The organism is Pedobacter sp. N23S346, assembly GCF_048515415.1.
Classification (GTDB): domain Bacteria; phylum Bacteroidota; class Bacteroidia; order Sphingobacteriales; family Sphingobacteriaceae; genus Pedobacter.
The window spans coordinates 115971-140158 of record NZ_JBLYEE010000004.1 but is presented as its reverse complement, the minus strand read 5'-3'; the positions used below and the strand labels follow the sequence as shown (position 1 = coordinate 140158).

The window sequence follows — 24188 nt, the reverse complement described above, 5'->3', positions numbered from 1 at the left end:
CTGTACAGATTGAAATTATTAAAGTCGTTTATATAGATTTGAAAACAAATTATGAAGATGTTTACCAAAAATAAGTTAATTACCGGATCTGCAATATTAGTTGCTTTAGGCTTAAGTCAAGTTGTTAATGCCCAACAAGTAATTACCATACAGCAGGCTGTTGATAATACCTTAAATAATAACCTCACGATTAAACAAGCCCGATTTAGCGCCGCTATAACTGAAGAGAATTTAACACAATCTAAATATGCGCTGTATCCAAACTTAAGCGCAAGTGTAAGTCCAAATTTAACTTTTGGTCGTGGTTTGGATCAAACTACTTTTCAGGTTACCAATCAAACATCATTATATACAAGTGGTAATCTAAATACTAATGTTGATTTGTTTCAAGGCTTTTCCAAAATTAATCAGATTAGACAAAATAAATTATTATTACAAGCAGACCAAACGAACGTTGATAAAGTTAAAAACGATTTAATTTTGAATGTGGTTACTGCATATCTTCAGGTTTTATATAATACTGATTTAGAAAGAGCATCAAAAGAACAATTAGAAATCGCCAATAAAACTTTAATCCGGGAGAATGCTTTACTTGACGCAGGGAATAAAACCCTTGCCGATGTTTCTCAGGCTAAATCTCAGGTGGCAACTGCAGAGCTTAATTTAACAAATGCTCAGAATGAGTTGTCAATTTCCTATTTAACTCTGGGTCAACTTATGGAAATGCAACCCAATCAGAGATTTGTTGTACAGGCACCCCTGATTGATAATGTTAAAGCTGCTTCTTCGACAGCTAATGCTGATGAAATTTATAATAATGCCTTAAATATTTTTCCAGATATAAAACTGGCAAATTTACGTTCACTAGCTGCTAAACAAGCAATTGCAGTTGCAAAAGGTGCTTACGCTCCTTCGTTAAGTTTAGGAGCCGGACTTAATACTTCTTATTCATATCAGTTTGATTATTTAGGAGCATTTCCTCAGGCATCATTTGCAGATCAGATTAACCAGCGTTTAGGGCAAAGTATTGGCATGAGTTTACAGATTCCAATATTTAATGGCTTTACTGCCCGGTCAAGTGTTCGCAGAGCGAAAATAACTTATCAAAATACCTTAACTTCCGAGCAGCTTGCGAAGAATAATTTAAATAAAGTTATCTTCCAGGCAACAACAGATTTAAAAGCAGCTGAAAGTCGTTACAGTTCTACACAAAATGCTTTCGATGCTCAAAAAGATGCATTTTATGTAGTGGAGCAACGCTATAATGTTGGCTTGGTAAATTCCTTAGATTTCAGTACGGCCCAAACCAATAGAAACAAAGCGGAAATTGATTTTATTCAGGCAAAATATGATCTTTTATTCAGGGCAAAAGTGATTGATTATTATTTAGGGAAACAGATTACGTTTTAGATAAGATTAAGGATCAAAGATCAAGGAGCAAAGATTAAGGAACAAGGAATAAAGAACAAGGATTAAGGAGCAAAGGCAAATTTGAGAATAACATCAATGTAATCATCTCGAAGGGAAAAAAGAGATTAATCATATTACAACATTGTAGCCTTACAACATTACAACTTTAATAAACAAACGAAACATATTAACTATTATGAAACTGAAGCACATATTAATTACCATTGGTGTTATCATTGCCATTTTAATCGTACTGAAGCTTACCGGAGTGATCGGGGGTGAGAAAATGGAAAAAGTAACTACTGAAAAAGCATCGGCAAAAACGGTTGTTGAAACCGTAACGGCGAGTGGTAAAATTCAGCCAGAAACGGAGGTGAAATTGAGCTCTGAAGTTTCAGGAGAGGTAGTCCAATTGACGGTTAAAGAGGGAGATATTGTAAAGGCAGGTCAATTGCTTTGTAAGGTTCGTCCAGATATTTTACAATCTGGATATGAGCGGACTGTAGCTAGTTTTAATGCACAAAAAGCAAGTGTTGCATCTGCGCAACAGCAGTTGATCCAGAACCAGGCTAATTTTGCCAATGAAGAAGCAACCTATAAACGTAATGTAGAACTGTTTAAGAAAAAAGTAATTTCTGCATCTGAATTTGATGCAGCCAAAGCAGCTTATTTATCAGCCAAAGCCACCTTGGCCAGTGCAAAAGAAAGTGTAACCGGTGCTAAATTTACGCTTGAGCAAACTGGCGCAAATGTTAAGGAAGCTGGAGCTAACTTAGCCAGAACAACCATTTATGCACCAGCTGATGGGGTAGTTTCGAAACTTTCCATTGAATTAGGAGATCGTATTTTGGGTACTTCACAAATGGCAGGAACCGAGATTATGCGAATCTCAAACCTATCTTCTATGGAAGTTAATGTTGATGTGAACGAGAACGACATTACCCGTGTTAAAGTAGGTGATAAAGCTTCAATAGAAGTAGATGCGTTCTCAGATAAAAAATTTAGAGGAGTGGTGACCGAGATTGCCAGTTCATCAACAGCTGTTGGAACTGTAACCTCTACATCAGTAGATCAGGTAACCAATTTCTCAGTAAAAATTAGAATCACAGAAGTGATGGAAGGTAAGCAACAGTCGATCTTCCGCCCGGGTATGTCTGCAACGGTAGATATTGAAAGTGCTTCCCTTAATGGTTTGGCTATTCCGATTCAGGCAGTATTTACGGATAGTGGCAAAAGTGCAGATCAGAATCAGGGCAACCAGGAGAATTCTGACAAGCAAAAATCAAAATTAACTGATAAGAAAGTTAAGCAGTTTGTATATGGTTATGATGCTAAAACTAAAAAAGTTAAGAAGGTTGAAGTAACTACAGGGATTCAGAATGATCAGTTCATTATTGTTAAATCAGGACTCAAATCTGGTCAGGAGATTGTTACTGGCCCGTATTCTGCTATCCAGAATAAGCTGAAGGATGGAATGATTGTAGAGAAAACAGCTAAAGACCAATTGTTTAGCAAAGACGGTAAAAAGTAGTTTATAATTAATCGCAAGAAATAGTAACTTGCGTTGTTAAAGGTGTAATATAGCGGTTGGGGTGTAAGGTTTATGGTTTAAAGACGCAAAGTCTAAACCTTTAGCCTTACACCCTTTACCTTATATATTTAATAAATACCTTTTACCTTAAACCTTTTTTATAACATGGTACCTAAAATAGCGATGATAGGGGGCGGTAGCTGGGCTACAGCTATTGTAAAAATGCTATCTGATAATACTTCAGAGAAGGAAATATATTGGTGGATGCGGAATGAAGTTGCGATAGAACATATCAATAGATTCAAACACAATCCTCATTATTTAAGTTCGGTAGAAATTAAATTACCAGAAGATAATATCTCATCTGATATTGCCTGCATCATTAAATCGGCCGATTTCATAATCTTAAATGTTCCTGCTGCTTTTCTAAAAGAAAGTTTAGTTGGAATAACCGCTGAAGATTTAAAAGGAAAGAAGATTATTTCTGCCATTAAAGGAATTGTACCCGAAGATAATTTAATCATTGGTGAGTTTTTACATGAGATTTACAGTGTGCCCTATGATGATATTTTAGTAGTAAGCGGTCCATGTCATGCAGAGGAAGTTGCTTTCGAGAAACTTTCTTACCTCACTATTGCCTGTACGGATATTCAGATTGCCTCTAAATTTGCTGCTTTCTTAAATAACAGATATATTAAAACCAATGTTTCTGATGATATCTTCGGAACGGAGTATGCTGCGGTGTTAAAAAATATTTACGCGATTGCGAGTGGCATTTGTCATGGTATTGGTTATGGTGATAATTTCCAGGCAGTTTTGATTAGCAATGCTATTCGTGAGATTAAGCGTTTTGTTGATGCAGTGCACCCCATTAACCGTGATATTAAAGAGTCAGCCTATCTTGGTGATCTTTTAGTTACGGCTTATTCTCAATTTAGCCGTAATCGTACTTTTGGAAACATGGTTGGGAAAGGCTATACGGTTAAATCAGCACAGCTGGAAATGAACATGATTGCTGAAGGTTATTATGCTGTAAAATGTATGCATATCAAAAATCAGGCTTATGAAGTGGATATGCCCATTAGCAAGGCCGTACATAACATCTTATATAATAACCGTTCGCCGCGGATTGAGATGAAATTGCTTGCTGAAAAGTTGAATTAGTATTTTTGGTTTTAATAACTTTTTTGCTTTATTTTTTTGTCAAAACTAAATCGTAATTAACAGCTTCGGTATTAAAACAAAATTAAAGATTCACTGTTATCATCTGAAATAAATATATAGGCCATGAAAAAGAAATTTTCAATCGGATTATTAGCGCTCGCATTAGTTGGTGGATTAACCTTTAACGCAGGTGCGCAAGAGAAAAAAACAGAAGTAGGAAAAGCATTAGATCATACAGGTAAAGCAATTGGAAAAGGGGCAAAATCTGTAGGTAATAAAACTGCTGAAATTGCAGTTAAAGGCGGATCGAAAGTTGCAGATAAAACCTGGAAAGGTAAAATGGCACCAGATGGTTCTGATGTTTACATCAATGCTAAAAATGAAAAATATTACGTGAATGCTAAAGGTGCAAAGATTTGGTTAAAACCTAGCCAGATCAAAACCAGACCACAATCTAAAAAATAGTATCTGGTGCATTTGGTAATAAAAGCAGCTCAACAAAATGAGCTGCTTTTTTTGGCTTATAATTTTAACGAAAATATACTTTTGATGTAGAAATCGTCGTTTGGTGCCGTACTTTCCAGATGTATGTCAACCTGATCTATCAGCAATCGCTCTGTTTTGTTTCCATTTATTTTCAGGTTGAGTTCCATAGGCTGGCGGTTGCCCAGTTTCAGAAAAAATGTGTTATTAATGCTTTTAGCAAGCGAGGTAATGCGGGAGGAGAATAATTGGTTAAATGCATATGTGTTGGTTCCATAGGAGAAAGATTGCCTGATGTTAAATTCTATTGGCTGCGAAACGCCTTGATTGTCTTTGTAATAAAGTTGGATCTGATCTTTACTAAATGCGCCAGCATTTGCTACGTTTAATAAATCTGATCCATTACTTCCTTTAATGGATAAACTTAAATAAGATTCTATAGTTGGGGAACATGCACAAAGTCCGCCGCCCTGATCAATTGTTTTTTTGCAACCAATGCCTATAATAAACATGAATGCGAGAACGATAAAGACTTTTTTCATAATTGGTTTTTTTCTTTAAACGACTGTGCTATTGATATCGCTACAGCGTTGAGAAATAATACTGCAAAAAAAAAATCCCGATAGGAGATTGCTATCGGGATTAATGTAAAGGTGATTATCTAAACGATTGTACCGTACAAATCGAAATCCTCTGCTCTGTCTATTTTAACCTGGACAAAACTTCCATTGGCGGCATAACCTGTTGAAGCATCTATTAAAACTTCGTTATCAACTTCAGGTGAGTCGAACTCTGTTCTGCCTACAAAGAAGTCGCCTTCTTTTTTATCTACTAATACTTTAAATGTTTGACCTACTTTTTCCTGGTTAATATCGAAAGAGATACCTTGTTGAATTTCCATAATGTCATCAACACGTTGTTGTTTCACTTCCTCCGGCACATCGTCAATTAGTGTATGTGCATGTGTTTTCTCTTCGTGAGAGTAAGTAAAACAGCCTAAGCGATCGAATTTAGTGTCGGAAACCCAGGCTGCCATTTCTTCAAAATCCTGCTGTGTCTCGCCTGGATAACCACAAATTAAAGTGGTACGCATGGCAATATTAGGAACCTTATCTCTGATTTGATTAACCAGGTCGATTGTTTTTTGTTTGGTAGTACCGCGGCGCATCGATTTCAACATATTATCGGTAATGTGCTGCAAAGGCATATCCAGGTATTTACAGATGTTATCACGCTCATTCATCGCGTCTAAAATTTCCATCGGGAAACCACTTGGGTATGCATACTGTAAACGAATCCATTCAATGCCTGGTACATCCGAAAGGCGACGCATTAATTCATCGAGTTTACGAACGCCGTAAAGATCCAAGCCATAATAAGTTAGATCCTGCGCAATTAAAATCAACTCTTTTGTGCCGTTTTTAGCCAGGATTTTTGCTTCATTAACCAATTCTTCCATTGGCTTACTCATGTGCTTTCCACGCATCAACGGGATGGCACAAAAGGAGCATGGACGGTTACAGCCTTCTGCTATTTTGAAATAGGCAAAATGTGATGGTGTAGTAAGCAAACGCTCGCCAATGAGTTCATGTTTGTAATTTGCACCCAATTCGTGCAGGATATTTTGTAAGTCGTTTGTGCCGAAAAAAGCATCAACGTTGGTAATTTCTGCTTCTAATTCTGGTTTGTAGCGTTCAGATAAACATCCTGTTACAACAACTTTTCCAATTTTACCAGCTTCTTTTAATTCACTGAATTGCAGAATGGTATCAATTGATTCTTGTTTAGCATTATCGATAAAACCGCAGGTATTGATTACTACGATATCGTCTTTCCCCATCTTATCAGATTCGTGAACCACATTTAAATTGTTTCCACGCAACTGACCCATTAACACCTCCGAATCGTAGATATTTTTTGAGCAACCCAAAGTAATTACGTTGATTTTAGGTTGTTTAATTGCTGCTTTACTTCTTGCTATTTTTGTATTCATATTCCGTGATTGTACTAACCTTTCAGCACAGATTAAAATGATTATTAAAGATTACACTGATACTCTTTGAACTTCACAGCTGGTGTTTCCGAAGTTGATCAATAATCCAGTTTTTATTTTGCTTGCTTTTAAATAAGAAATGAGTTGATTTTGAAATATCTTAGGTTGGAAACCAGTAACTGACTTTAGCTCCACTATAACTTTGTCCTCAACCACTAAATCGCATCTGAATTTACCAATTAAGTGACCTTCAAATATGACAACAAATTCTTTTTCAACTTCAAAGCTAAGCCCAGCCTGATGAAGTTTTATTTTGAGTGCATTAACGTATATTTTTTCCAAAAAGCCTGGGCCTAATTGCGTATGGACTTTGTATGAGCAGCCAATAATGGTTTTAGTAAGTTGTTGATGAAGGTATTCTTCCATTATTGAATTTACACAAAAATCTGTGTAATCTTTCCATCCGTGGAATCAACCACGAAGTGTATCTTACTTAAACAAACTATTCACAAACTCCTTCTTATCGAAAAGCTGTAAATCACCTATTTTCTCACCCACACCAATATATTTAACAGGAATTTTAAACTGATCTGAAATCCCGATTACTACTCCACCTTTGGCAGTTCCATCAAGCTTGGTGATGGCTAAAGCATTTACATCAGTGGCTTCTGTAAATTGTTTACATTGTTCAAAAGCATTTTGTCCGGTGGAAGCATCCAAAACCAATAATATTTCATGTGGTGCATTCGGTATAACTTTCTGCATCACCTGCTTAATTTTGCCAAGCTCATTCATCAAGCCAACTTTGTTGTGCAAACGACCGGCAGTATCAATAATTACTACATCTTCACCTGTGGCTACAGCAGATTGTAGTGTATCGAAAGCTACAGATGCCGGATCAGAACCCATGGCTTGTGCTACCACTCTTACGCCGACACGTTCACCCCATAATTTAATCTGATCTACGGCAGCAGCCCTGAAAGTATCGGCAGCACCTAATACTACCTTAAGTCCTGATTCTTTTAATTTATGGGCCAGCTTGCCAATAGTGGTGGTTTTACCCACGCCATTTACACCAACCACCATAATCACATAAGGTTTATGGTCGCCATATTCAAACTGGCGAAAATCATTACTGTTGTTTTCTGATAAAAGCAGCTGTATCTCATCGCGAAGAATGAAATTTAGTTCAGACGTATTGAGGTACTTATCTTTTGATACGCGGTCTTCAATCCTTTTAATAATTTTTAATGTGGTGCTTACGCCAACGTCAGAAGTTACTAAAACTTCTTCCAGGTTATCAAGCACTTCATCATCAACAGAAGATTTCCCTGCAACGGCCTTGGTAATTTTGTTGAAGAAACCATCTTTGGTTTTCTCTAAACCTTTATCCAATGCTTCCTGAGCTTCAGGTGCAGTTTCTTTCTTTTTGAAAAAATCGAATAAGCCCATTATTTATTAATTATGTTTTTTAAGAAATCGGTAGGTGTTTGTGCAGGTATTTACCTCCTGTGAAATCTTTTGTATTTCTGGTTACGATAAGATCAGTTTGATTTGAATGTGTTGATACATTTTAAATCAATGTCGCCAAACGATTTGTATCTAAGAATATCTTTACAAGGCATGTTTAGCTTTAAGATATTCCCATCTAGCTTGATCAACATCAATATTTTTTTTAACTTCAGTACGTCCTTCAACAAATTCACTTCCAGTTAATAACAGGACTGCATCATTTAAAATAATTACCTCAACTTCTTTGTTTTTTACATCAAAGCCATCGGGAACAACAATTGTTCCATTCTCAGAAACTTTGGTTTTAAATATATACGCTTCCATGGCTTGTTTTTTCAAAGATAATCAATTATTTTCTATCGTAAATTTCGCCAACAAAAAAAGCCCTTCCGGTTAAAACGGAACGGCCTTTAATATTTTATATTAAAAAATATTAACCTTATTTAGATGCGATAGCATCTTTTACGTGGTCGTTATGAACGATAAGTTCTTTGAATGAATAAGCACCACTTTTAGGTGATTTAACCATTGTAATTACTTTCGAATATTCTTTACCTGTACCTGTTTTAAGGGTTGCAACTACTTTCTTTGCCATGTTCTTATGTTTTTAATGATCGAATTAGAGAATGTTGGAATGAGAGAATTTTTTAACTCAATCATTCAATCAATCTGTCATTCAATTATTTTATCTCTTTGTGTACGGTTACTTTTCTCAACACTGGATTGAATTTTTTCAATTCTAAACGCTCAGTTGTGTTTTTACGGTTCTTGGTAGAAATATATCTAGACATACCTGGCATGCCACTTTCTTTATGTTCAGTACATTCTAAAATAACCTGAACTCTGTTACCTTTTTTTGCCATTATAATATAAATTTAAACTGTTAATCTCAACAGTTAATGTTTTTTACAAAAATCCTTTTTTAACGAAACGGTTGATGGCTTCGCTGATACCCACTTTATTAATGGTTTTAATCGCTGAAGTAGAAACTTTCAACGTAATCCAACGGTTTTCTTCAGGAATATAAAATTTCTGAAGTTGAAGGTTCGGGTAAAATTTGCGTTTGGTTTTAACGTTTGAGTGAGAAACGTTGTTACCTACCATTGCTTTTTTTCCTGTTAAATCACAAACTCTTGACATGACTTGTAAATATAGTTGTTAATATCGTCCGCTTAATTTTTTTAAGAGTGTGCAAATATCTGAATAATAAATGAAAAGCGCAAGAGTGGCGCTAAATATTTTCATATATTTTTTAAATAATGTGGAGGATTGATTTTAATGTGGTTTGAATATTTCTCCTTATCATTATTTAATTAAATTAGCCGATACTAATCCAAAACATATAATCGAGCGATGCAAATTACATCTTTTAAGCAATACGAAGAAGATTTTAAGAAAAGCGTAGAGAATCCCGAGCAATTCTGGGGGGAAGTTGCGCAGAATTTTCAATGGCGAAAACCCTGGTTTAAAGTATTATCGTGGGATTTTAAAGAACCCAATATCAAATGGTTTGAAGGCGCAAAACTTAACATTACTGAAAATTGCCTGGATCGTCATTTAGAAAAAAACGGCGATAAACCAGCCATTATCTGGGAGCCAAATAGCCCTGAAGAAGAAAGTGTAACGTTAACTTATAAGATGTTGCACGAACGTGTTTGCCGTTTCGCCAATGTATTAAAACGCAACGGTGCAAAAAAAGGCGACCGCATTTGTATCTATATGCCCATGGTTCCGGAGCTTGCCATTGCGGTTTTAGCTTGTGCAAGAATAGGTGCAGTGCACTCCGTAATTTTTGGTGGATTCTCTGCGAAATCTATTGCAGATCGAATCAACGATTCACAATGTAAATTGGTGATCACTGCAGATGGCGCCTACCGCGGAAGTAAGCAAATTCCTTTAAAGGATGTAATTGATGACGCCTTAATTGGTTGCCCTACGGTTGAAAAATGTATCGTTTTAACGCATGTACGTACCCCGGTTTCGATGTTAAAAGGACGTGATGTTTGGTGGGAAGATGAGGTTAAACACGTAAATGATATTTGTGAAGCTGAAGAAATGGATGCCGAAGACATGCTTTTCATTCTTTATACTTCAGGTTCAACCGGAAAACCAAAAGGCGTGGTGCATACTTGTGGTGGTTATATGGTTTATGCTGGCTACACCTTTGCCAATGTATTTAATTATCAACCGGGCGAAGTTTATTTTTGTACTGCAGATATTGGCTGGATTACCGGCCACTCTTATATTGTTTATGGTCCACTTTCTCAAGGCGCCACCTCTGTGTTGTTCGAAGGCATTCCAACTTATCCAACACCGTCGCGCTTTTGGGATATTGTAGAAAAGCACAAAGTAAATACCTTATATACCGCGCCTACAGCCATCCGCTCTTTGATGAGTTTTGGTGATGAGCCATTGGAAGGAAAAGATTTGAGCAGTATTCGGGTTTTAGGGTCGGTAGGAGAGCCTATCAACGAAGAAGCATGGCATTGGTTCGATGAGAAAATAGGACACGGTGAAGCGCCGATTGTTGATACCTGGTGGCAAACTGAAACCGGAGGGATTATGATTTCGCCAATCGCAACCGTTACGCCGACTAAACCTAGTTTTGCCACTTTGCCTTTACCGGGAATTCAGCCTATTCTGGTGGATGAAAACGGAAAAGAAATTCTGGGTAATGATGTGATGGGGAACCTTTGTATTAAATTCCCCTGGCCGGGGATGTTAAGAACAACTTATGGCGACCATGAGCGATGCAAGCAAACTTATTTCTCCACTTACCCGGATCTGTATTTTACCGGAGACGGATGTATGCGCGATCAGGATGGTTATTATAGAATCACCGGCAGGGTAGATGATGTTTTAAATGTTTCAGGGCATAGAATTGGTACTGCCGAAGTGGAAAATGCCATTAACATGCACGCAGGTGTAGTAGAAAGTGCTGTAGTTGGTTATCCTCATGATGTGAAAGGACAGGGCATTTATGCCTTTGTAATTAATCCGGAAATGCATGGTGAGGCAGAGCTAACCAAAAAGGATATCTTACAAACGGTTACCAGAATGATTGGTGCCATTGCTAAACCAGATAAAATATTATTTGTTTCGGGATTACCGAAAACGCGTTCAGGAAAGATTATGCGTAGAATTTTAAGGAAAATTGCTGAAGGCGATATCGCTAATTTAGGCGACACTTCTACTTTACTTGATCCGAATGTGGTTGAAGAGATTATCGAAGCGGCGAAGGCTTTGAAATAGTTATAATATCGATCAAACAAAAAATGCTCCCGAATTCGGGAGCATTTTTTGTTTAAAAAGCTTGTAATTAGTAACCTGGGTTTTGAGCTATATTTTTATTCGCATCAATCTCTATTTGAGGAATTGGAAAAACCAGATTATTTGCATTCCATGGAATTGATCCGATATTAGTTTGGGTTCTTTTGGCATCATGCAGTGCAAAACCTTCGAAAGCAAGTTCCAGTTTTCTTTCTGTGAGAATATCAGCTAAAGTTGCTGTGGTAGTTGTCAATCCAGCTCTGCTTCTTACTACTGCTAAATCTTGTAAAGCCGTTTGGCCACCAATTGGTGCGGCAGGTGTTAAACGAGCATTGCATTCTGCTCTGATTAAGTACATTTCCGCTAATCTAATAATCGAAACATTTCCATACTGATTGGCGAACTTTGAAGTGAACATATCTCCATCATCGTAAAACGCATTAATACGATCATCCGCTGCACTATAAGTTTTATCTATCCAACTCTGAGAAATAACAGCATCTCCGCGACCACCATATGTTGATGAACCATAGAATTCGTTGTAACCGTTAAATCCTGTCAGCGTTCTCACTTGAATAGAGAATACGTCTTCCGTAGTATTTGATCCAACGGCTGAACCCATAACTGGAAAAGCACCAATAAACGTTGGTGTTAAAGTATAATTGCCTAAAGTAATTACTCTATTGGCAGCGGCACCAGCTGCTGCATAATTGCCCATCTGCAAGTATATTCTGGCTAACATACCTGCCGCCGCAGATTTAGTGGCAAAAAAACCATTTGTTGCAGGTAATTTACTTTCTGCTTCAGTAAGATCAGCAATAGCCTGTGTATAAACTGCCGCAACAGTAGCCCTGCTTACATAGCTGCCTTCAGTTACGGCAGTTGTTGGGGTGAGAACAAGTGGAACACCAAGATTTGTTGTTGGAGATCCATCATTATAAGCTTTACCAAATAATCTAACCAGGTCAAAGTAAACCGCACCCCTGATAAATTTTGCCTCACCTTCAATTCTATTCTTTTTTGCTGCATCTACTTTATCTATTGCCGCAATTACATTATTTGCATCATTAATTGCAGTGTAGCCATCAGCCCAAACGTTATTTACAAAAGTGTTGGTTTTTAATATTGATTTATTGATCGTTTGTGTAAGCTCTTCATAAGTCCCAAACCAATTTATTGCATCGGTATTAGCTAAAAAATCAGCCATAAGAAATGGTCTGCCTCCATAGAGATTTCTGCTACCTAAGGCAGAATAGGTACCGACTAATGCAACTTCCACATCTTTTGACGTTAGAAGGGCTTTGCTTTGGTCAATTGTATCTACAGGAGAAATTTCAAGTGCTTTTTTGCAGGATGAAGCTCCAAAAAGAATCATGGCTGCCATTAGCAAATTATATATATATGTCTTTTTCATGTTTTTGCTCTTTAAAATTACAGACCAATGTTTATGCCTAAGGAAATTACGCGGGGTTGCGGAGCAGAGTAAAAATCTACTCCCTGATTAATATTTGAAGATTGATAATCAGCATTTACTTCCGGATCCCAACCTTTGTAGCCGGTAATGGTAGCCAGATTCTGAGCCGTAGCGTATAGCCTCAATTTGCTTAACTTAATTTTTGTTAAAACTGCCGTTGGAAAAGTGTAGCCAAGTGTTAAGGTTTTTAAACGAATATAATTACCATCTGATAGATATCTTGTGGAGTTACCAACGCCGTTTCCAAGTCCTAAACGAGGTTCCGGAACCATGGTGATATCTCCTGGTTTATCCCAATAACTCATTTGATCTGCTGTTTGGTTATCATATCCGTTTGAACCATTGGCACTCATGTATTGACCTCCGGCATTGAAAATTTTATTTCCGGAAACACCTTGGAAAAACAAACCCAAATCAAAGTTTTTATAAGAAAAGGTATTGTTTATTCCGAATGTATATTTTGGGTTCGGATTGCCAGCAAATATTCTCTGCGCTTCGTTAATATTTGTTGTAGTTCTCCTGTCGATGTTCCCAGCTGCATCTGTGGTATTTCGGTAGTAAAGTGCGTCTCCATTTGCAGCGTCTACACCTGCATATTCCGGTAAATAGAAAACACCAATTGGTTGCCCTGTAATTGCTGCATTAATTTCATTGGTATTTAGTACCTGTCCGCCAAGATCAGTGATTTTGTTATTATTAATCGCTCCCGTTATTGCGGTAGACCATTTAAATTCGCCCACAAAGTTTTCTGAATTAATCCCCAATTCAAATCCGGTGTTTTTTAATTTACCTAAATTCTGGGTTATAGTGCCAAAGCCAGTTGTTTGTGGTATCGGCACGTTTAGCAGTAAGTCTGTGGTGTTTTTTTGATAGAAATCGAACGTACCAGTAATCCTGTTTTTTAGAATACCAAAGTCTAAGCCTAAATCCAACTGTTTAGTTTTTTCCCAGGTTAAATCTGGATTGGCAATTCTTGATGGAATTTGCCCTGCTGAACCGCCATAAGCACCTGTTCCACTAAATAATCCACGGGCAGCGTAATTTCCAATTTCTGCATTACCTGTTAAACCGTAACTGGCTCTTATTTTTAATAAGCTAATCGTCTCGCTCTGTTTAAGAAAATCTTCTTCAGAAGCAATCCAGGCTACAGATCCTGCAGGGAAGTATCCATATCTATGATTTTCACCAAAGCGGGATGACCCATCTGCTCTTACGCTAAATCCAACCAGATATCGGTCATTATACTTATAGTTTGCTCTGAAAAAATAAGAAAGAAAACTAAAAGCACTCTCATTACTTGTTGCAATAACCTTTGTAGCTGCCGAACCTAATTTAACATAAGCATCGCTTGGAAAATCCTGACCTTCTATTGTGCTATATTTCGTAGTAGACTTTTGGTAACTCGTTCCTAAAATGGCATCAAAACTGCTTTTTCCGATTGTTGTATTGTAACTGAAGAAATTATTGGTATTTGCATTAATTACAAAAGTGGAAATATTCTGCCCATCGCCGTTTGATGTTCCTGTGTTTCTAAAAGTTAAGGAACCATAATAACTCTCTTCGTTTTGGTTTAAGTTATCAATAGAAAAGTCTGTACTAAATTTTAAACCTTTTGCTATGTTTACATTTGCGAATGCTTTGCCTATTGTGCGATAAACAGTTGCTTTATAAGCAGCATTTTCAATGCCAATAAATGGATTATAATATACTGGATAATTTGATGCAGCACCTGGCAATGTTCCACTGATTAAACCTGATCTTGGATCGATAAAAGGCGTAATAGGAGATAAAGCTACTGATTGTAATGGGCTGGAGAAAGCATTATCATTAGATAAACGATTATTGATACTATTTGAAAAGTTTAAATTTATTCCAACTTCCAGAAAATCGGTTACTTTATTCGTTAAGTTTAACCGGCCACTGTAACGTTTGTAGCTATTGCCAACAATGATTCCTTTTTGGTCTAAAGCTTGTCCACCCATGTAAAACTTGGTTTTTTCATTGCCTCCTGTTAGATTTAGATCGTACTGTTGTGTTACTGGGTTGTCCTGAAATGATTCTCGCTCCCAATTGGTATTTACCTTGTAAGTTTGATAATCATTATTGCCAGCAGAGTAACGATTAAATCTGCTCTCTACAACTGAGCTATAATCGTCAAGTGCTTCCTGTAGAGTTGCATAATCAGTTGTGTTTGCAAAATCATCTTGTGCACGACCAATACCTGCTCTTCTTAACAATTGAACATATTGTTCAGCATTTAAAAACTCCCTATGGTTTGAAGGTGTGCTTATCCCTCCCAGGGCATTAAATTGGATCAGTGTTTTACCTGCTTTCCCTTGTTTTGTGGTAATTAAAACTACGCCATTGGAAGCCCTTGCACCATAAATAGCAGATGCTGATGCATCTTTTAATACCTCAATAGATTCAATATCGTTTGTGTTTAGATCTGCTAATGCGCTTGTTGGAGCCGTTGTGCTTGAAAAATCTCCAGACGTAATAGGGATTCCATCCACAATATAAAGTGGTTCACTACCAGCGGTTACAGAAGCTGCTCCACGTACCCGAACTGTAATACCCTGGCCAAGTTTGCCATTTTGTGCTGAAATTTGAACGCCAGCTGCTTTACCTTGCAAAGCCTGCTCAAAACTGGTAACAGGTAAGTTTTCCAGGTCTTTTGATTTTACAGAAGCCACTGAGCCAGTTACGTCTCTTTTACTCTGCGTACCATAACCTACAACAACCACATCCGATAGCGTGGTGTTTTCTTCTTTAAGATTGGCATTGATAGAAGTTCCTGTAATCGGGATTTCTAAAGTGGTGTAACCTATAAAACTAAAAACGAGTGTCTTCGCATCGTTCGGAACATTGAGTTTGTAAGTACCAGTTGCATCACTTTGCGTGATATTGGATGGTAAGCCTTTTACAAACACACTTACGCCCGGAATAGGACCGGAAGTGCCTGAGGTAACTTTGCCACTAATTACTTTGCTTTGTGCGAAAGCAAACGAAATTAATCCGAAAGTTAAAACCATACTAAGTAGGAGTTTTTTCATTAATTGTTTAGTTTTAGTTGATAATAATCAGTTCTTTCCATGGAACGATAGATGAATTTAAATAAAAAAAGAATATAAACATGTAAAGAATAACTTCTGAAGATTATTTAATATATAAATATGGATTTTCTTTCAAAAAAGGCATAAAATTGATGTAGGATCTTGAAAAATGCTTGCCAATTTTACTTTTATGATATACATTAATGATCTGGAAATAAAAAGAAAGTCGAATCGGCTAAAAAGAAAGTTTAAATAAGTAAGTCTGATAACTTTTGATCATTTAAGATGTTATGAATACCTGGGAACGTTGCAACAAAATAAAACAGGAGGAGTTATTGTGATGAATCAATTGATCATAAAATTAAATTGCAAAAAGGTGGGCTAAATCCGTGCGTTTGTAATAAGTAATAGTAAGTATAAAAAATATGGAAGAACAAGTTAGGAGATTTGCAGAAAATCCGATTTTATCGCCAAAAGATTTAGTTCCAAGTCGGGCAGGTTTAGAAATTGCCTGTTTATTAAATCCGGGCGTATTCAGGTTTGATGACAAAGTTTGGTTATTGATTCGGGTAGCGGAACGGCCTGAACCGGTTCCGGGTGTGATCTCTTTTCCTGTATTAAAAGATGGAGGGATTGAGATCATCACAATTAATGAAAATGATCCTGATTTAAGAATAGAAGATCCCCGGATCATTAACTTTAAAGGTACAGATTACTTAACCACACTTTCGCATTTAAGGCTGGTTTGCAGTGAAGATGGTGTTCATTTTTATCAGGCGGAAGGTTTTCCTTTATTGCAGGGAGAAGGGGAAAACGAAGCTTTTGGAATAGAAGATTGCCGGGTTGCACAAATTGGCGACACTTATTATTTAACTTATACTGCGGTTTCTGCACATGGTGTTGGAGTGGGCTTACGTACCACAAAAGATTGGAAAACTTTCGAAAAGCATGGCATGATCATCGCTCCGCATAATAAAGATTGTGCCATTTTCGAAGAAAAGATTAATGGAAAGTTTTATGCACTTCACCGTCCGAGTAGTGTAGGCCTTGGTGGAAATTATATTTGGTTGGCTGAATCTCCAGATGGCATTCATTGGGGAAACCACAAATGTATTGTCAAAACCAGAAAACATCAATGGGATGGTGCACGGGTTGGCGCAGGTGCTGCCCCGATAAAAACAGATCAGGGTTGGCTGGAAATATACCATGGTGCTAACGCAGATCATCAATATTGCCTGGGCGCTTTTTTAATGGATTTGAACGATCCTTCAATAGTTATTGCGCAAACAGATGAGCCAATAATGAAACCGACAACTGATTATGAGCTGAATGGTTTTTTTGGAGAAGTTGTATTTACAAATGGTCATACAATTGATGGTGATGAGTTAACCATTTATTATGGTGCCGCTGATGAATTTGTTTGTGGGGCGAAGGTTTCGATTAAAGAAATCTTGAGTGCGCTGAAACCTGTTTAATTACTTTGCCACGGAAGCACGGATTGACACGGAATTTTAATGTGTTTTACTAAGGTGGATTACAAATCCACAGCTCAATAATCTGGAAAGTTTTTCCAGACCAACACTTAATTTTTCTGCACGCAAACCAATGAACTAATGGCCATTGAACCAATGAACATTTTTTTTGCCACGGAAGCACAGATCGACACGGAATTTCGATTTGTTTTACTAAGGTGGATTACAAATCCACAGCTCAATAATCTGGAAAGTTTTTCCAGCCAACTTAATTTTTCTGCACGCAAATCAATGAACTAATGACCGTTGAACATTTTTTTTGCCACGGAAGCACGGATTGACACGGAATTTTAATGTGTTTTACTAAGGTGGATTACAAATCCACAGCTCAATAATCTGGAAAGTATTTCCAGACCAACGCTTAATTTTTCAGCACCCAAACCAATGAACTAATGGCAATTGAACCAATGAACATTTTTAGTTGCCGCGGAAACACAGATTAGCACGGAATTTCGATTTGTTTTACTAAGGTGGATTACAAATCCACAGTTCAATGATCTGGAAAGTACTTCCAGACCAACACTTAATTTTTCTGCATCCAAACCAATTAACTAATGGCCATTGAACCAATGAACATTTTTTTTTGCCACGGAAGCACAGATCGACACGGAATTTCGATTTGTTTTACTAAGATGGATTACAAATCCACAGTTCAATGATCTGGAAAGTATTTCCAGACCAAAACTTATCAAACCAATACTTATAAAAAAAGCGATTCCTGTTTCCAGAAATCGCTTTTTTGCATTGTTTTTGTTTATCGTTTATCGTCTCGCGGAGCTTTAGTCTTTAAGCTTTCCGCTTTAGTCTTTGTTCTTTAATCCTTGTTCTTTAATCTTTCTTAGTATCCAAAAATCTGCTCCAGCGTCAATTTAGTAACCGGACCAAATTTGGCTAAATCGGCCATGTTGATTTTTTTCTCTGAAGCAACAATACAATAGTTGTAAGGCTTAGCCGATAAATTATCATGGTGAAAAGTATTAATATCAGTAAAGTTTAATGGTTTTAGGTTGGCGTATTCATCAATTCTGGAATCGTGGTCAAAACCAAGTTTTTGATCAGATAAATAGCTGGCGATAATACCATCCTTAGTGATTCGGGAAGTTTCTAAACCATTTAATGAATTCGCTTTAGATAGGTCGAAAGATTTATCAGATTCTGGAAGTGTATTTAACAATTCATTCATGCCGGCAACAGCATCATTCATTTTATCAGCCTGTGTACCCACATAAGCCACTACCGTATTTTCTTTCTCTTTAGTGTTTGGTGTAGAGTATACGGCAAAAGTAGAATAGGCCAATGCTTTAGATTCGCGAATGGTTTGGAAAACAATAGAACCCATACCACCACCAAAATAATTATTAAATAAACCAATTTTCGCTGCGTTAGCTGGATCATATAATCCACCGTTTCTTACCCAACGAATTTCGGCCTGCACCATGTCGTAATCTGCAAAATAAACTTTGGTAGAATCTGTTTTAATATAATTGAATTTCTTGATCGGTGCTACAGGCGTAAACTCACTGGCTAAATGGTGTACTTTAACAATATCAGCAGATAAGTCTGTTAATGTTTTCGGACCGTAATACGTAATGGTGTGTTTATAATTGGTGAGGTTATGCAACAGGTAAATCAAATCAGCAGATTTCATGTTTTTGATTTCATCGTTACTTAAACCATAGTTAAATGGATTATCTGTACCATATTGTGCGTAACTCATCAACCCACCTAGGATAGAAGATTTATTCAATTTAGCATTCTCTCTTGATTTTAGAATTCTGCCTTTCAAATCTTCCAATGCTTTTTCGTTTGGTTTACAGTTAGCTAAAACATCCTCTACTAAAGCTACGGCTTTATCAAAGTTTTCCTGCAAGCCAGAAATAGAAACCGTGGTTACATCCGTGCCAACGTTTAAGGTGTAATTACAGGCGATGTTGTAAAAAGCTTTACTAATCTCTTCTGCAGAATATTTATCAGTGCTTAAGAAAGCAAGATACTGCGAGGCATAAGGTAAAAGCTTGTAGTGATAAGATCCCATATCAAAACGGTAGCTCATGCGGAAAATTCCATTCTCATTATTTTGAACAGTAATTACATCAGCTATGCCAGCCTTACCGAAATTAAGATCTTTGGTGTAATCTAAAAACTTAGGGGCGATTGGTTTTACCGGAGCCGCAATAATGCTTTTTGTAAATGGAGAAACTTCGTTAGTATTTGTTTTAACTGCAGTAATAGTCGGTTTTTCTACTTTAAGGATGCTCTTATCTTCACCTTTGTGTTTTAAAATAGAAGCATAATTATTGATAAAGAATTTATTGGCAAAATCTACAATTTCTTTTTTAGTTACTTTGCCCATGGCATCAGTTGATGATAGCATTTTATCCCATTCAGTTCCACGGTTTTGGATAAAAGCAGTCATGGCGTAGTCTGCACGTACATCGTTATTATCAAAAGCTTGTAATTCTCCAAGTTTGATGTTTGCCACGGTTGCTTTAATCAGGCTTTCATCGAAATCACCTTTTTTAAGTAAATCAACCTGCTCTAATAATAATTTTTGTGCTTCTTCTAAACTTTGTCCGGCTTTAGGAGCGCCAGATAAAATGAAGATTCCGTAATCTTTCATCTGATTGTAACCAGCACCAGCCCTTAACATTTTCTGTTGCTTGTTAATGTTGATATCCATTAAACCAGCCTTGCCATTAGATAGGATGCTGCTGATTAAATCCAACAATAAACTTTGACGTGTATTCTGAGCAAAGCCACGGTAAGCAACATATAAATTTTCTGCACTTGGACCGTAGATGTCTACTTTTTGCACTTGGGTAAGTGGCTTTTCTGCAGCAGGATTATACAACGATAATGGTTTTGAAACCATGTAAGAGAAATCCTTTTCTACTTTCTTAATTAAATCATCGTAGTTAATATCACCAGACATAATTAAGGCCATGTTATTTGGTACATAATATTTGTTGTAATATTTCCTGATTTCCACTAAGGAAGGATTTTTTAAGTGTTCTATGGTACCGATAGTGGTTTGCTGACCGTAATTATGCGTCGGGAATAACGTATAAAGCATTTTCTCGTACATTTTACGTCCGTCGTTATCCATGCCGATGTTCTTTTCTTCGTACACAGCCTCTAGTTCTGTATGGAAAATACGGAAAACCGGAGAGCGGAAACGTTCTGCCTGAACCGATAAAAATTTATCAATAGCATTTGACGGAAGATCTTCCTCGTAAACAGTTTCCTCAACCGAAGTATGTGCGTTTGTAGAACCACTACCAATTGATTTCATCATTTTATCGTATTCGTTCGCGATAGAATAATTTGATGCTTCGCCAGAAGCCTTATCAATTTCCGCATAAATCTCTTTACGTTTTACCGGATCGGTTGTTTTGATGTAGGTTTCGTAAAGTGCTTCAATTTTATCAAGAAGTGGTTTTTCCTTTGCGTAATTTAAGGTTCCGAATTTGTCTGTTCCTTTGAATAACAAATGTTCTAAATAATGCGCTAAACCGGTGTTGGTTCGTGGGTCGGTATTGCTTCCGGCCCTTACAGCCATTTTATATACAATATTTGGCTCTTTGTTATTTTGCGATAAAATAACAGTTAAGCCGTTTTTTAGCGTATAAAAACGTGTTTTAGTGGGGTCGTTTGTTACAAATTTATAGCTGTAGCCGCCAGATGATCCTGTTTTCCATTGGTAGGTATTTTGTGCCTGCGCAACTGTACCTGTAATTAGAAAACAAGCTAAAGTAAATAGTTTGATTTTCATTGATTTGTTTTTGGTTTATAAAATGAAAGCCTTCCAACAAACGTAAAATGTTGAAATATCAGACTCATTCTTACCCAAATATATATGCTTTCTTTTATCGAACGAAATGCTTTTTACAAAACACAAATAAAAAAGAAGTATTTAATGAAAATAAGATATTAAACGGGTGTTTATTGTGCCCTGAATTTAATAATCTGTATTTTTGTCAACATGACAAAGCAAAGTTCTAAACCCAATATTTTAGTCGTTAATGATGATGGAATTACAGCCACAGGAATAAAAAACCTAATGGAAGTAATGCAGGAAATTGGCCATGTAGTAGTGGTTGCACCAGATAGTCCGCAAAGCGGAATGGGCCATGCCATTACCATTGGTAAACCTATTCGTTTTGATAAAGTTACCATTTATGAGGGCGTAGAAATGTACAAATGCAGCGGCACACCCGTAGATTGTGTTAAAATTGCTGTTAATAAGATCTTCAAGGGTAAAAAGCCGGATTTATGCGTATCAGGAATTAACCATGGATTGAATAATTCGATCAATGTACTTTATTCTGGTACCATGTCTGCTGCGGTAGAAGGTGCAATCGAAAAAATTCCATCTATCGGTTTTTCTATGGATGATTTTGCCGCTGATGCTGATTTTAGTCATACTAAAAAATATATTAAAAACATTTGCGAAGAGGTGTTGGCCAATGGCTTGCCGGAGGGTACCTTGTTAAATGTTAACTTCCCGAAAGGCGGAGATTTAAAAGGAATTAAAATCTGCAGACAGGCAAATGCCAAATGGATGGAAGAATTTGATGAGCGCACCGATCCTTACAACCGTCCTTATTATTGGTTAACAGGTGTTTTTGAGAATTTTGATCGCGGTGAGGATACAGATGTTTGGGCGCTTGAACATGGTTATGTTTCCATCGTTCCGGTACAGTTTGATTTAACTGCTCACCACGCTATCCAAACGTTAAGCAGCTGGAATTTTGGGGTAAATGATAAGAGCAAAGCAGATAAGCACAACAAGGTTTCGGCACCAGATGGAATTAATTTAGGTTAACCAAATCATGCATAATCAGTTAAGCAAATTAAATAATTCTGTATGGATTGGTTTGGGAATAGGCTTGCTATCGCCAGCCATTCTTTGCGCCATTGCCTGGTTTATTATTCATCATGTGGCATCGTTGGCAAAAGCCGATCTGTTGTATATTGGTGGAATTGCAGTAAACGCGTATACCATGCAGTATTTTTTTAAGTTTAATAAAGAAAATATCGGACGGGGAATCTTAGCTGCTACTTTTCTTTGTGCACTTATTTTCTTCGCCTATAAAGTTTTTTAGTAATGGATGATTTAGATGTAAAATGGATGATGGGGAATGTGAAATGGAGGATGTGTGTTGCGTCTTAAACCATCAGCCATATTACATACTTAAATGGATGATGGGGGATGTAAAATGGAGGATGTGTATTGCGTCCCAAACCATCAACCATAATACATTTTACATAAAAATAATGGGGAATGTGAAATGGAGGCTGAGCGTTGTTCCCAAACCATCAATCATATCACATTTTACATAAAAATAATGGATGATGTGAAATGGATGATGTGTACGCGTCCTAAGCCATTAACCATGTTACATTTAACATAAACCACACCTTACATACATGAAATATTACCTCGTAGCAGGAGAAGCCTCTGGCGATTTACACGGTGCAAATTTAATGAAGGCTTTAAAAGCTGAGGATAGCGAAACTGTTTTCAGGTATTTTGGTGGTGATAAAATGCAGGCCGAAGGTGGCGAACTGGTGAAACATTATGCCGACATGGCATTTATGGGGTTTACCGAGGTGGTTTTAAACCTGAGAACGATTTTTAAGAATCTCAAAGCATGCAAAGAAGATATCCTGAACTGGAAGCCTGATGTGCTGATTCTAATTGATTTTCCTGGTTTTAACCTGAAGATTGCAGCCTTTGCGAAGGCTAACGGCATTAAAGTGTGCTACTATATTTCTCCAAAAGTATGGGCCTGGAATCAGAAACGGGTGCTTAAAATCAAAAAGGTTGTCGATCATATGTTTTGCATTTTACCATTCGAGGTTGATTTTTACCGGGAATGGGGAATGGAGGTTGATTATGTAGGAAATCCCTTGTTAGATGAAATTGCACAGTTTTATCCGGATGCAGATTTTAGAACAAATAACAATTTAGGTAGTCAGAAAATTATTGCCTTACTCCCGGGTAGCAGAAAACAGGAAATTGAGCGACTGCTGCCGGTAATGCTTAGTATGACTGATAATTATCCTGATTATATTTTTGCAATCGCAGCCGCACCTACCTTTTCTGAAAGCTATTATCATCAGTTTACGGGGACGAAAAAAGTTCACTTACTTTTTAATAATACTTACAACCTGTTAAATGTAGCGCATGCGGCAATTGTGGCTTCAGGAACCGCTACACTCGAAACAGCTTTGTTTAAAGTGCCTCAGGTAGTGGTTTACAAAGGAGGAGCGATCTCCATCGCCATTGCCAGGATGCTGGTAAAAATTAAGTTTATCTCACTCGTTAATCTCATCGTTAATAAGAAAATAGTAACCGAACTTATTCAGGAAGACTGTAATCCTGAACAGGTAAACCTAGAACTGCAAATCATCCTGGATGGAGAGGGGAGAACCGAAATGCTCAACAATTATAATGAATTATTGGGTTTAATGGGAAAACCAGGCGCATCAGCAAAAACGGCTGGCTTAATTGCTGGCTACCTCAAATAAACAGAACCCCTACCAGTAAAATCCGCAAACAGGCACAGCCTGATCAAAAATCTCTTATGGAATTGCTAAAACGTTTTTGTAACGTTTTTTTTACTTGCTAAAACGTTTTAATAAATGATTATTTTTTTCTAATATTGACTTAACTAATTATAATACTAGATAACTGACCAAATTCACTTTTAACAAATGAATCAATATGTATTTGCTAAAGGGCGGTTTATTTCTGCTCAAA

The 24188-nt window shown here is 37.0% G+C and carries 20 protein-coding genes; 9 read left to right on the top strand and 11 right to left on the bottom strand.

From position 1 onward, the window contains the following. Positions 1 to 51: 51 nt before the first annotated feature. From ACN1CD_RS09490 to ACN1CD_RS09475, 4 genes are all read left to right on the top strand, one after another. Positions 52 to 1410, top strand: a complete 1359-nt coding sequence (locus ACN1CD_RS09490; RefSeq protein WP_419130151.1) for a TolC family protein — start codon at positions 52 to 54, stop codon at positions 1408 to 1410. Positions 1411 to 1606: 196 nt separating this feature from the next. Then, positions 1607 to 2941 (top strand): efflux RND transporter periplasmic adaptor subunit, encoded by a 1335-nt coding sequence (locus tag ACN1CD_RS09485; RefSeq protein WP_419130150.1) that lies wholly within the window; start codon positions 1607 to 1609, stop codon positions 2939 to 2941. A 165-nt stretch (positions 2942 to 3106) separates the two neighbouring features. Then, the gene (locus ACN1CD_RS09480) at positions 3107 to 4105 is read left to right on the top strand and encodes an NAD(P)H-dependent glycerol-3-phosphate dehydrogenase (RefSeq protein WP_419130149.1); all 999 of its coding nucleotides are present in this window, start codon (positions 3107 to 3109) and stop codon (positions 4103 to 4105) included. 123 nt (positions 4106 to 4228) lie between these two features. Continuing rightward, complete coding sequence (locus tag ACN1CD_RS09475; RefSeq protein WP_419130148.1) at positions 4229 to 4570, top strand: hypothetical protein; 342 nt, start codon at positions 4229 to 4231, stop codon at positions 4568 to 4570. Positions 4571 to 4626: 56 nt separating this feature from the next. Here ACN1CD_RS09475 and ACN1CD_RS09470 read toward each other — a convergent pair whose 3' ends face one another. From ACN1CD_RS09470 to rpmB, 8 genes are all read right to left on the bottom strand, one after another. Next, complete coding sequence (locus ACN1CD_RS09470) at positions 4627 to 5130, bottom strand: hypothetical protein (RefSeq protein ID WP_419130147.1); 504 nt, start codon at positions 5128 to 5130, stop codon at positions 4627 to 4629. Positions 5131 to 5249: 119 nt separating this feature from the next. Further along, positions 5250 to 6581 carry a 30S ribosomal protein S12 methylthiotransferase RimO gene (rimO, locus tag ACN1CD_RS09465; protein WP_419130146.1) on the bottom strand — a complete coding sequence of 444 codons (1332 nt, stop codon included), beginning with the start codon at positions 6579 to 6581 and terminating at the stop codon, positions 5250 to 5252. 51 nt (positions 6582 to 6632) lie between these two features. Beyond that, positions 6633 to 7007 carry a GxxExxY protein gene (locus tag ACN1CD_RS09460; protein WP_419130145.1) on the bottom strand — a complete coding sequence of 125 codons (375 nt, stop codon included), beginning with the start codon at positions 7005 to 7007 and terminating at the stop codon, positions 6633 to 6635. 63 nt (positions 7008 to 7070) lie between these two features. After that, the gene (gene ftsY / locus ACN1CD_RS09455) at positions 7071 to 8033 is read right to left on the bottom strand and encodes a signal recognition particle-docking protein FtsY (protein WP_419130144.1); all 963 of its coding nucleotides are present in this window, start codon (positions 8031 to 8033) and stop codon (positions 7071 to 7073) included. 162 nt (positions 8034 to 8195) lie between these two features. Next, a complete protein-coding gene (locus tag ACN1CD_RS09450) occupies positions 8196 to 8432 on the bottom strand; it encodes a hypothetical protein (RefSeq protein WP_419130143.1) in 237 nt (78 codons plus the stop codon). Between the two features lie 100 nt (positions 8433 to 8532). After that, a complete protein-coding gene (locus ACN1CD_RS09445) occupies positions 8533 to 8688 on the bottom strand; it encodes a DUF4295 domain-containing protein (RefSeq protein ID WP_109929234.1) in 156 nt (51 codons plus the stop codon). An 85-nt stretch (positions 8689 to 8773) separates the two neighbouring features. Continuing rightward, positions 8774 to 8956, bottom strand: coding sequence for a 50S ribosomal protein L33 (rpmG, locus tag ACN1CD_RS09440; protein ID WP_010599807.1), 183 nt, complete (start codon positions 8954 to 8956; stop codon positions 8774 to 8776). Positions 8957 to 8999: 43 nt separating this feature from the next. Next, positions 9000 to 9233 (bottom strand): 50S ribosomal protein L28, encoded by a 234-nt coding sequence (gene rpmB, locus ACN1CD_RS09435; protein WP_025145121.1) that lies wholly within the window; start codon positions 9231 to 9233, stop codon positions 9000 to 9002. 213 nt (positions 9234 to 9446) lie between these two features. On the opposite strand from rpmB, the gene acs reads away from it, so the two are divergent. Next, entirely contained in the window at positions 9447 to 11345 is a 1899-nt protein-coding gene (gene acs / locus ACN1CD_RS09430; protein WP_419130142.1) for an acetate--CoA ligase, read from the top strand. A 67-nt stretch (positions 11346 to 11412) separates the two neighbouring features. Here the strand turns inward: acs and ACN1CD_RS09425 are convergent, their stop codons facing one another. Both ACN1CD_RS09425 and ACN1CD_RS09420 read right to left on the bottom strand, forming a co-directional pair. Next, positions 11413 to 12777, bottom strand: coding sequence for a RagB/SusD family nutrient uptake outer membrane protein (locus tag ACN1CD_RS09425; RefSeq protein ID WP_419130141.1), 1365 nt, complete (start codon positions 12775 to 12777; stop codon positions 11413 to 11415). A 17-nt stretch (positions 12778 to 12794) separates the two neighbouring features. Continuing rightward, positions 12795 to 15890: a SusC/RagA family TonB-linked outer membrane protein gene (locus ACN1CD_RS09420; protein ID WP_419130140.1), complete on the bottom strand. Its 3096-nt coding sequence runs from the start codon at positions 15888 to 15890 to the stop codon at positions 12795 to 12797. A 425-nt stretch (positions 15891 to 16315) separates the two neighbouring features. Here ACN1CD_RS09420 and ACN1CD_RS09415 point away from each other — a divergent pair, with 425 nt between their 5' ends. Then, complete coding sequence (locus ACN1CD_RS09415) at positions 16316 to 17365, top strand: glycoside hydrolase family 130 protein (protein WP_419130139.1); 1050 nt, start codon at positions 16316 to 16318, stop codon at positions 17363 to 17365. Positions 17366 to 18260: 895 nt separating this feature from the next. Here ACN1CD_RS09415 and ACN1CD_RS09410 read toward each other — a convergent pair. Continuing rightward, on the bottom strand, positions 18261 to 21194 hold the full coding sequence (locus ACN1CD_RS09410; protein WP_419130138.1) for a M16 family metallopeptidase: 2934 nt from the start codon (positions 21192 to 21194) through the stop codon (positions 18261 to 18263). A 210-nt stretch (positions 21195 to 21404) separates the two neighbouring features. Between ACN1CD_RS09410 and surE the strand changes: the two genes are divergently transcribed. From surE to lpxB, 3 genes are all read left to right on the top strand, one after another. Then, positions 21405 to 22247 (top strand): 5'/3'-nucleotidase SurE, encoded by an 843-nt coding sequence (gene surE, locus ACN1CD_RS09405; protein WP_419130137.1) that lies wholly within the window; start codon positions 21405 to 21407, stop codon positions 22245 to 22247. A 7-nt stretch (positions 22248 to 22254) separates the two neighbouring features. After that, complete coding sequence (locus ACN1CD_RS09400; RefSeq protein WP_419130136.1) at positions 22255 to 22527, top strand: stationary phase survival protein SurE; 273 nt, start codon at positions 22255 to 22257, stop codon at positions 22525 to 22527. Between the two features lie 325 nt (positions 22528 to 22852). After that, entirely contained in the window at positions 22853 to 23956 is a 1104-nt protein-coding gene (gene lpxB, locus ACN1CD_RS09395; RefSeq protein ID WP_419130135.1) for a lipid-A-disaccharide synthase, read from the top strand. Positions 23957 to 24188: the final 232 nt, after the last annotated feature.

Coding starts and splice junctions, on each gene's coding strand:
- lpxB (WP_419130135.1), top strand. CDS start 22,853: ATGAAATATTACCTCGTAGCAGGAGAAGCCTCTGGCGATTTACACGGT.
- ACN1CD_RS09420 (WP_419130140.1), bottom strand. CDS start 15,890: ATGAAAAAACTCCTACTTAGTATGGTTTTAACTTTCGGATTAATTTCG.
- ACN1CD_RS09445 (WP_109929234.1), bottom strand. CDS start 8,688: ATGGCAAAGAAAGTAGTTGCAACCCTTAAAACAGGTACAGGTAAAGAA.
- rpmB (WP_025145121.1), bottom strand. CDS start 9,233: ATGTCAAGAGTTTGTGATTTAACAGGAAAAAAAGCAATGGTAGGTAAC.
- ACN1CD_RS09470 (WP_419130147.1), bottom strand. CDS start 5,130: ATGAAAAAAGTCTTTATCGTTCTCGCATTCATGTTTATTATAGGCATT.
- rimO (WP_419130146.1), bottom strand. CDS start 6,581: ATGAATACAAAAATAGCAAGAAGTAAAGCAGCAATTAAACAACCTAAA.
- ACN1CD_RS09425 (WP_419130141.1), bottom strand. CDS start 12,777: ATGAAAAAGACATATATATATAATTTGCTAATGGCAGCCATGATTCTT.
- ACN1CD_RS09460 (WP_419130145.1), bottom strand. CDS start 7,007: ATGGAAGAATACCTTCATCAACAACTTACTAAAACCATTATTGGCTGC.
- acs (WP_419130142.1), top strand. CDS start 9,447: ATGCAAATTACATCTTTTAAGCAATACGAAGAAGATTTTAAGAAAAGC.
- ACN1CD_RS09400 (WP_419130136.1), top strand. CDS start 22,255: ATGCATAATCAGTTAAGCAAATTAAATAATTCTGTATGGATTGGTTTG.
- ACN1CD_RS09480 (WP_419130149.1), top strand. CDS start 3,107: ATGGTACCTAAAATAGCGATGATAGGGGGCGGTAGCTGGGCTACAGCT.
- rpmG (WP_010599807.1), bottom strand. CDS start 8,956: ATGGCAAAAAAAGGTAACAGAGTTCAGGTTATTTTAGAATGTACTGAA.
- ACN1CD_RS09410 (WP_419130138.1), bottom strand. CDS start 21,194: ATGAAAATCAAACTATTTACTTTAGCTTGTTTTCTAATTACAGGTACA.
- ACN1CD_RS09490 (WP_419130151.1), top strand. CDS start 52: ATGAAGATGTTTACCAAAAATAAGTTAATTACCGGATCTGCAATATTA.
- surE (WP_419130137.1), top strand. CDS start 21,405: ATGACAAAGCAAAGTTCTAAACCCAATATTTTAGTCGTTAATGATGAT.
- ftsY (WP_419130144.1), bottom strand. CDS start 8,033: ATGGGCTTATTCGATTTTTTCAAAAAGAAAGAAACTGCACCTGAAGCT.
- ACN1CD_RS09475 (WP_419130148.1), top strand. CDS start 4,229: ATGAAAAAGAAATTTTCAATCGGATTATTAGCGCTCGCATTAGTTGGT.
- ACN1CD_RS09415 (WP_419130139.1), top strand. CDS start 16,316: ATGGAAGAACAAGTTAGGAGATTTGCAGAAAATCCGATTTTATCGCCA.
- ACN1CD_RS09485 (WP_419130150.1), top strand. CDS start 1,607: ATGAAACTGAAGCACATATTAATTACCATTGGTGTTATCATTGCCATT.